We start from the raw sequence: 9,032 nt of genomic DNA on the forward strand, positions 1-9,032 counted from the left end.
CCAATAATTAACAATCTCAAAAACCCGCCCTGCCGGGATATTATGGTCAATCTATCGGACATGATATTAAGGATCGCGAATTAAATAACTTACAATTTTAATTGTTATTGTGGGATGGGCGTCCCGCCCGTCCAGAAAGGGCGGGCGGGACGCCCATCCCACAAGAACCATCACGCATTGTAAGTTATTTAATTCTCATTCCTTACCACTTTCCTGACATCGTGCCCTTGAGTCTCAATTCTTCTCGACTAACTAGAGCTTCGTAGTAATCTGGTTTGATTTCGAGGGCGACTCCGTAAGAGCTAATGGCATCTTGAGTTCGCTGCAATTTTTGCAAAACGTCGCCCCGCTGCGCCCAAGCTTCCCAGTTGTCTGGCTTGAGTTGAATCACTTGGTCAAAAGCGACGAGTGCTTGGGAATAGTTCTGCATTTCCCCTAGAATCAGACCTCGTTGTACCCAGCCTTGATAGTTATCCGGCCAGATAGTAATTGCTCGATCGTATGATGCTAGAGCTTGTTCGTACTGCTGCAATTTTGACAAAGAGTTGCCGCGTTGCAACCAAGCTTCAAAATTGTCGGGCACGATTTTAATTACGCGGTTGTAAGCTGCGACGGCTTCTTCGTAACGCTGCAATTTTTCCAGCGCTGCGCCTTGTTGCAACCCTACTTTTGATGTAATTTCTGCTTCTGAAGTCAGAGAGATTACTTTATCAAAACAGGCGATCGCTTCTTCGTATTGCTGCAATTTTTCCAGCGCTTCGCCTCGCAAGTTCCAAGCTTCTAGAAAATTACCTTCAATTTGTAGGGCATTGCTGTAAGCGATAATTGCCTCTTTGTAGCGTTCCAATCCTGCTAGGGCGATGCCTCTACCCAGCCAAGCTTCGGGAAAATTCGGATTAATTTGAACGGCTTGGTCAAAAGCAGCGATCGCCCCTTCAAAATCTCTCGCTTCTGACAGTGTTTGACCGCGCCCGATCCATGCTTCGGGATACAAAGAATTAATTTGAATTGCCCGATCGAAACAAGCAATTGCCGCGTCGGCCCACTGGTGTTTGAGGGCCATTCCTTTATAAAACCAAGCTTCGCAGTCGTTGGGCTGCATTTGCAGTACGCGATCGTAAGCTGTCACCGCTTCTGCATATTTGTGCAATTTTGCTGAAGCAATGCCCCGATTGAACCATGCCAGACTATTTTGTGGTTGCAGTTGAATGGCGCGATCGTAAGAAGTTACAGCTTCAGCGTAGCGTTCGGTTTTCATCAAAGCCAAACCTCGGTTCAGCCAAGCTTCCCAGTTAGTCGGGACGAGTTTCAGCGCGCGCTCAAAAGCCGCCACGGCTTCAGGGTAGCGCTCCGCTTGAACCAAAACGTTGCCTTGCCGATACCACATGGCGGGCAAATTCGGATGAAGTTGGGTTGCTCTTTTGTAACAGGTTGCGGCTGCATCCCACTGCTGCAATTCCTCTAAAACTCTGCCTCGCTGATACCAAGCTTCGTGCTTTTCTGAATTGATTTGAATTGCGGTGTCGAAAGCCGCGATCGCTTCTGAGTGATTTTGCAAACTTAACAGCCCTGTGCCGCGCAGCATCCAAGCCCAGTATTCTTCGGGATTAATTGCTGTAGCTCGATCGGCACAGGCTACGGTTTCTGCGTAGGAATGCAGTTGCTTGTAAGCTTTGCCCAGATTCAGCCACGCCCTGGCCCAGTCCGGCTTAATTTGAACCGCTTTTGCGTAGCAAATGACTGCCGCTTCGTACCTTCCTGCGGCGTACAATCTATTGCCCCGATCGTAATCTGGAAATGCTGCAAAAATTCTTAAAATCGGCGGCAGCAGAGCTGGTTGGGGGTTTGAGGAGTTTTCAGGAGCCGAAGTCGAGAGGTCTGGCATACGCCTTGCACATAAAAAATTTAGTGGGATAACAAGCTTGCGGTCTTATATATTAACTTATGCTTTTCTTAATCTCGCTGCTGTTTGGAAACAAATTTAGCATATCAGGCTTGGTGCGACACATCATTTTTACTTAATTTAGTAGGTATAAAATTATGCACCCTTCCCACTTTCGGTACACCCCTGTAAGATACGGTCAGTCGATTTTCGATTTTCGATTTTCGATTGATTCGACCGATGAATCTGGGAGCTTGAACCAGAGTCTAAAATTTTGATCTCCCCACGACGAGTGTCGGAAACTTGTATCCGTTTTTGGGCGGGGTCAAGCCACAAGAAAATATATCCTAATTTAGATTTCAAACCAAATTTAATATGTTAGAATTTCACGCGCTTTTAGATGTCACGGACTGTCATTGGGAGTCGATCGACTCGCGCCCGAATTATTGGTACGAAGGCCGTTGTCCTCAAAGCGGCGAGCTGCTGAGACTGCCCCGCACTCGAATGTCAGAGGATCTGGCGCGGGGTTTGATGCAGTACCTGGCGGCTGACGATTCCTACGATCGCGAGGGGAAGATGTACGGCATATTACTGGTGGAGATGCCTGCGGGGGAACAGGCGATACTCAAAGCATTTTCCGGGCTGCTGAAGGGTTGCAGCATTGTTGAGGGCTGGGTGCCACCGATTCCGGGACGCGATCGAGTTGCTTTCGATGAAGCCCGCACCTTAACTCAATTGGAGGCGATGAAACAGGAACTTATTGCACTCAATCAACTCCCGCAGCGACAAGAGTATGAAGCCTTATTTCGGGAGTTTGAAGTGCAAATGCAAGTTTTGAGCGATCGGCATCGAAATTGCAAGCAGCAGCGAGACGAAAAACGCCAGTTACTGTGTCAAACTCTCACAGCAGAAACACTAGAAATTGCCCTGGAACAACTGAATCAAGAAAGCCGTTTGGAGAAAATTGAACGCAGACAATTGAAACGACAGCGGGATGAAACATTGCAGCCGCTAAAACAATTAATTGAAGCTGCGGATCGACGGATGCGGGCGCTAAAACAGCAACGAAAAGAACTTTCCCGCGAACTTCAGACGCAAATGCACGCGGCTTACACTCTGATGAATTTTTTGGGAAAAGCGCGATCGATCTCCTCATTAATGCCAACTAATTCTATTCCCACTGGCACCGGCGACTGTTGCGCGCCAAAATTGCTTCACTACGCGGCAGTACACAATCTGAAACCGCTGGCAATGGCTGAGTTTTGGTGGGGGCCGCCATCGGGCGATAAGATACAGGGAGAATTTTATGGTGCTTGTGGCGATCGGTGTCAGCCGTTGATGGGTTTTTTGCTGTCAGGATTGGCTCAAAATCCGCTTGTTTCTAATAATATAAATGAGGGTTTGACGGGCGGGCTAGAAGCCCAACCCCTACTCCCCACAAGCAATAATATTTCTTGTGGAACGGGCATCTTGCCCGTTGCGAGCGGGCTAGAAGCCCAACCCCTACTCCCCACAAGCAATAATATTTCTTGTGAAACGGGCATCTTGCCCGTTACCCAAATGCTACCGATTATCTATGAAGACAAATGGTTAATTGCGGTGAATAAACCTTCAGGGTTGCTGTCAGTCCCAGGTCGTTATTTAGAAAATCAAGATAGTGTTTTCAGTCGTTTGCGTAACTTGTTACTTGATAGTTTAAATTTGACAGTTGTGCATCGTTTAGATTGGGAAACATCTGGGATTTTGCTATTGGCGCGGGACAAAGAAACTAGCAGTCAACTCAGGCAGCAATTTGCACAAAAGCAGGTTCACAAAGTTTATGAAGCGGTGCTTTCGGGTACTGTAAAAATAGATGCGGGGACGATCGATCTTCCACTTTGGGGCGATCCAGAAAATCGCCCTTACCAGCAAGTCAATTGGGAGTGCGGAAAGCCCAGTGTTACTCGCTTTCAGGTAATGACGAGGGAGGGAAATTGCGATCGCGTCGAGTTTTTGCCGCTGACGGGACGCACGCATCAATTGAGGGTTCATGCAGCGGATGTTCGAGGGTTGGGGATACCGATTTTGGGCGATCGACTTTACGGATGTCGGGCTGCTGCGAAGCGGCTACACTTGCACGCGCGGGAACTTTCGTTTGAGCATCCGCAGTTGGGAGAAAGGTTATACCTACAGGCAGAAACACCATTTTGAGCTAAGGGCGATCGGGCCATGATCACTATCTGTACAATAACTAATAACTAATAACCCACAACTACCACTGCGGATCGGAAGCCATCAAAGCAGTCGCAGCCTCACTCGGTAACGGCTTAGCAAAAAAATAACCCTGACCATATTCGCAGCCGATCGACCTCAACCGGGCTAATTGTGCCGCCGTCTCCACACCCTCAGCAATCACATCCATACCCAAAGCATGAGCCAGCGCCACAATCGTCCGCACGATCGCCACATTCTCCCCCTCGCTTTCGAGCTCCATTCGCCCCACAAACGACTTATCAACCTTCAAAGTATCCGTAGGAAACCGACTCAAATAACTCAACGACGAATAACCAGTGCCAAAATCATCAATTCCCAACTTGACATTTAACGCTTTCATCTGCTTCAAAACCGCGATCGCCGACTCCACATCCTCCATCACCACACTCTCAGTAATCTCCAACTTCAAACTCTCGGCACTCAAACCCGTTGTTTCCAAAATCACCTTCAGGCGATCGACCAAATCCGGCTGAGCAAACTGCTTCCCAGATAAATTTACACTCATAATCAAAGCTCGATCGAAACCAAACATTTCCTCCCACAGTCGCAACTGCCTACAAGCCTCCTCCAACACCCACTCACCCAGCGGCACAATTGCCCCCGTTTCCTCAGCCACCGGAATAAACTTGATCGGCCCAATCAAACCCCGCAGCGGGTGTTGCCAGCGTACCAAAGCCTCAAACCCAATAATCCTCCCGCTTGCCAAAGAGACAAACGGCTGATAGTGCAGCAAAAATTCCCGACGCTTGAGGGCAATCCGCAAATCCGTCTCCAACTGCAACCTCTCCACCGCCAAAGCGTGCATCGAAGCATTAAACACCTGATACCTTCCCGTTCCCAAAGCCTTCGCCCGGTACATCGCCGTGTGGGCATCCCGCAGCAAGTGTTCCGGCTGTTCCCTGACAGTAGCAGCGGGTTCGCCCCCCAGGGCAATCCCGATGCTTGCAGTCACAAACACCTCCTGCCCATTCAACTCAAAAGGCACAATTAAAGCTTTGTGAATTCGATCGGCCAAATCCACAGCACTGTCAACATCAATATTCCTCACCAAAATCGCAAAATCATCACCCCCCACCCGCGCCACAGTATCCCCGGAGCCAATAATCGCCCTCAACCGCAGCACCACCGCCATCAGCAGTTCATCCCCCACCAAATGACCCAAAGAATCATTAATCACCTTAAACCTGTCTAAATCCAGAAACAGCACCGCAAACAGATGGCTGTGGCGGCCCCTAGTATTGGCGATCGCCCGCCCCAAGCAATCCACGAACAAATCCCGGTTGGGCAAACCCGTTAGAGAATCGTGAAAAGCATCGTAAAGCTTCCTGTAAGCACTGACACCCACACCAGTCACCACCAAACCCAAAGTCGGCGACACTAACGGTATCCAACCACCCAGGGTAAAAATTCCATAACTAATCCCCAACAAAGCCATCAATCCCACACCCCCAGCCAATCCCGCCCTCGCAGGATGCTGAATCCGCCAAGCCAAAACCCCGCCAACCATCGCCCAAGCACCGTTCCACAAAATTTCCGCCCATTCTGGCCATACCCAAAACAGCGATCGTCCATCCAAAACCGCACTCAATATTTGGCTGAGCATTTGCGCGTGCAGCAACACCCCCGGCATTTTCGGACTTTGCTTTTTAACCGGGCTGTAAGGCGTCAAAAACAAATCTCTGGTACTCGGTGCCGTCGTCCCGATCAGCACAATCTTGTCCTTAACCCAGCTTGGTTCAATTTCCCCGTTCAATACCTGCCTGATACTGACTTGTCGCGCCACATCCTTACCAGAACGGTATTTGAGCAGAATTTGGTAGCCTGTGGTGTCAATATTTGCATAGCCGCCGCTGTCAGAAGTTAAAGGCACAAATTCTGCCTTTCCCCAGTCGATTTGGTGGGGATGAACAGCGCTATTTTTCTGCTGTACTCTGTCTTTGAGATAGAGCAAAGCCACTTGCATAGAAAACGATAAAGCAATCTTTTTGTCTGGTTGCGAGACTGAGAGCAAATTGCGGCGTACAACACCATCAGGATCGAGCACGAAGTCGTTAAAACCAACTCGATCAGGCGGTATCCCCGGAGGCGCAGGCACTCCCTGACTTTCTGAATCGCTCAATTTATAGATCGCCACCACATTCGGTGCTTTCAGCGCGGCCAGCAATTCTTGGTGTCCCGGCGCTTGAGGCAAATCCCGGTACAAATCCAAACCGATGACTTTTGGCTGATACTTTTGCAGTTTTGTCAAGGTTTGAGCGATCGCACCGTCGGAAACCGGAAATCTCCCCAAAGCTTGAATATCGGCTTCAGAAATTTCCACTACCAGCAGTCGCGGATCGGGGCCGGAATCTGGCTGCAAGCGCACTAACGAGTCAAAACTCCCCAACTCCCAGCTTTGCAGGCCTCCCAACTGCCGAACTCCCATATTCAGCAGCGTTACAGTCGCGCCCACAAGCATTGCAGGCAAAATCCTCACCCGTCGGTTTTGAGAACTCAGGTTGAGGCCAGTTGCCACAGACATGACATATCGAAGATTTCGAGAGAATTTGGCAGTCACAGAAAAAATATGTCGGTGCAAATTAGCTTTGCACAAGTCTGTTCTTACAGAATTGAGCTTAATATGAGATTGAATGTAATTTTTTCAGAACTTGTGCCGCAACCGAGTTTCTTTAAGCTAATTACTCGATGCAGGCAAAGTATTTCTCGAATGGGAACCGGGTTTTTGAAGATTTGCCGACAAATCCTGTCTTTCATTGCTTGTTTCCCCAAATTCGCACAAGCGTTAAAATTTAGTCGATCGAACTTTCAGGATATTTTTGAGATTATGGCGAATCAACTTCCGATTCCGGTGATTGTTAACGGTGCAGCAGGCAAAATGGGCCGCGAAGTAATTAAGGCGATCGCCCATGCTAGTGATATGACCTTATTTGGGGCTGTAGACCGCTCTCCTGAGTGCCTCAACGCCGATGCCGGCGAATTAGCCGGCATCGGCCCGTTAGAAGTTCCCATCACTGACGACTTGCAAGGAATGCTGGTATTAGCAGCTCAGGAAAAGCAGTTAGGCGTGATGGTAGATTTTACGCACCCTTCGTCAGTTTATGAAAACGTGCGATCGGCGATAGCTTACGGCATTCGCCCGGTAGTCGGCACTACTGGCTTGAGCAGCAAGCAAATTGAAAACTTAGCTGAATTCGCTGATAAAGCCAGCATCGGCTGTTTGATCATACCCAATTTCTCGATCGGCATGGTTTTGCTCCAACAAGCCGCCGTCACGGCATCTCAGTATTTTGAACACGTAGAAATTATCGAGCTGCACCACAATCAAAAAGCCGACGCCCCCAGCGGCACGGCAATTCAAACTGCCCAAATGTTAGCAGAGATGGGAAAAACTTTCAATCTGCCAGAAGTTGAGGAAACCGAAAAATTAGCCGGAGCTCGAGGTTCACTGGCCGATGAAGGGATTCGCATTCACAGCATCCGTTTACCCGGTTTAATTGCCCACCAAGAGGTAATTTTTGGCGGCGCCGGTCAAGTTTATACTTTACGACACGATACCAGCGATCGCGCTTGTTATATGCCAGGAGTCTTGCTGTCTATACGCAAAGTCATTGAATTGCGATCGCTCGTTTACGGCCTGGAAAAAATCTTGTAGTCATTAATCATTAGTCATTAATCATTAGTCATTAGTCATTGGTAATGTGGAATTAATCTGACTTCTAATATTATGTCCGGTCGATTACCCCTAATACGGTAGGGGCGGGTTCACGAAAAATATCAGCCAATAATTGACAATCTCAAAAACCCGCCCTTTTAATCGCGGTCACTCGATCGCACATGATATAACTTCTGATTTGTGACTTCAACATCAATCAGTTAAATCTGTTAAATGCCTTAATATAATCAGCTTCCGAACAGACAGCCGTTGCATCCCGTACATTGCTCGTTGCCAAACTTCCTATGCTAATTCCCTTAACCCGCGAAACCTTTCAAGAACTAATTCCCGCCGTCGCCACGGGAGCGCAATACAAATATATCTGGGGAAAACCGCCCGATTTTTTGAGGCGAATGTTAATCTCTGCAGTCAGCGTAGTTTTCCTCCTGGTAGTCTACAACTTCGCCGGTTCCGATGTCGCGCCGCTAGTTTTAATCACCGGATTGATAGCTGGTTTGTACTGGCTGTGGGGGCCCATTTTGTGGGCGAGTTTGCGGAATGCAGAATGCCGCAAATATCAATACTGCGGTTTTTGGCAAGGACGAGTTTTGGATATATATATTACAGATGAAGTCACAAGTCAAGAAGAAACAGTCAATCAAAAAGGACAACTCGTAATAGTTGACAACCTAGAGCCACGAATCAACTTAGAAGTTGGCGACAAAACCGGATTTACCACTACACTTCGAGCTCCATTGCGGAAAGATCACCAAGGAATTGTCCCCGGTCAAGCTGCTTTAATGTTAATTATGTCAAATCAAGAAGATTTAGGCAGAATTGCCAAAGTTTCAGATATTTATATTCCCAGCCGTGACGTGTGGGTGAGCGACTATCCTTATTTACGCAGAGATTTGTTTGTAGAAATGAGCCAACAGATTAAAAAAGGCAGGAAAAAAGACCGCGATCGCACTAATCAAAGTAGAGATGTAAAAAGGCGATCGTCCGCTGATTATTAATATTCATCGTAGCCACAAATTTAAGAGCGATCGCAAGTTAAACTTAGGACAAAATTCACTCTTATAGCAGCTAATGCCTACGGTTCTTCAGGTTGGCCCCTACAGTTTCATCTTTTTTAGTTCCGATCGAGGCGAACCAGCCCACATTCATGTTAAGGATCGCGAATTAAATAACTTACAATTTTAATTGTTATTGTGGGATGGGCGTCCCGCCCGTCCTTTTTGGACG

Annotated in this window: 5 protein-coding genes; 3 read left to right on the forward strand and 2 right to left on the reverse strand. The window is 48.0% G+C overall.

The window, feature by feature from the left end; translation table 11 throughout:
* Positions 1-202: 202 nt before the first annotated feature.
* The gene (locus tag QUB20_RS14930) at positions 203-1,885 is read right to left on the reverse strand and encodes a tetratricopeptide repeat protein (RefSeq protein WP_333249875.1); all 1,683 of its coding nucleotides are present in this window, start codon (positions 1,883-1,885) and stop codon (positions 203-205) included.
* A 372-nt stretch (positions 1,886-2,257) separates the two neighbouring features.
* Here QUB20_RS14930 and QUB20_RS14935 point away from each other — a divergent pair, with 372 nt between their 5' ends.
* Positions 2,258-4,072, forward strand: a complete 1,815-nt coding sequence (locus tag QUB20_RS14935) for a pseudouridine synthase (RefSeq protein ID WP_333291445.1) — start codon at positions 2,258-2,260, stop codon at positions 4,070-4,072.
* Positions 4,073-4,133: 61 nt separating this feature from the next.
* Here QUB20_RS14935 and QUB20_RS14940 read toward each other — a convergent pair whose 3' ends face one another.
* Positions 4,134-6,656, reverse strand: coding sequence for an EAL domain-containing protein (locus tag QUB20_RS14940; protein ID WP_333249872.1), 2,523 nt, complete (start codon positions 6,654-6,656; stop codon positions 4,134-4,136).
* 303 nt (positions 6,657-6,959) lie between these two features.
* On the opposite strand from QUB20_RS14940, the gene dapB reads away from it, so the two are divergent.
* Entirely contained in the window at positions 6,960-7,787 is an 828-nt protein-coding gene (dapB, locus tag QUB20_RS14945; protein ID WP_333249889.1) for a 4-hydroxy-tetrahydrodipicolinate reductase, read from the forward strand.
* 305 nt (positions 7,788-8,092) lie between these two features.
* A complete protein-coding gene (locus tag QUB20_RS14950; RefSeq protein ID WP_333249870.1) occupies positions 8,093-8,803 on the forward strand; it encodes a phosphate ABC transporter permease in 711 nt (236 codons plus the stop codon).
* Positions 8,804-9,032 lie beyond the last annotated feature (229 nt).

This window comes from Microcoleus sp. B4-C2, from assembly GCF_036705265.1.
In the GTDB taxonomy this organism is placed as follows: Bacteria; Cyanobacteriota; Cyanobacteriia; order Cyanobacteriales; family Microcoleaceae; genus Microcoleus.